This window comes from Grimontia sp. AD028 (assembly GCF_000973155.1).
Classification (GTDB): domain Bacteria; phylum Pseudomonadota; class Gammaproteobacteria; order Enterobacterales; family Vibrionaceae; genus Enterovibrio; species Enterovibrio indicus.
Map to the genome: position 1 here is coordinate 1 of NZ_LASY01000207.1, position 473 is coordinate 473.

Annotated in this window: 1 pseudogene; it reads left to right on the top strand. The window is 50.7% G+C overall.

What is annotated here, in order from left to right:
* Positions 1–473, top strand: a pseudogene (locus RN22_RS25335) (bacteriocin); the annotation flags it as partial.

Sequence of the window (473 nt, forward strand, 5' to 3'; positions counted from 1 at the left end):
AACACCAAAACCTTCCAGGTGCGATCTCAAACCACCGAAGACGGCACTTACGAAGGCAATGAAAGCTACACCATCAAAGCCAAAGCAGATGGGCAAGGCAGTCTGGTGTCCGGTACGGTCACCATTGTCGAAGATGAAGCGGCCACCATTGTCCAGTCGGTCACTCACCTCCGAGATGGTGTAGAGGGCGGCACCTCGCCGGGTTGGACAGTGAACTTCAACAACCCGTCTGATGAAGCCACGACGGTCAGGCTCAACTTCAATGACAGTTATCATCAGGCAGATCATGGCACTGACTACTCAGGCAAAGTCTTTATCTACAATCTGTCTGGGCAAAAGATCGGTGAAGGTGTCATCGACGCTTCAAATAATTACCGTTTTGATTTCTCCGTCCCTGCTGGACAGGATGGGATCCGGGTATATGCCCAAACCCTCAATGACAACGTCTATGAAGGCAACGAGACCATTCAAAT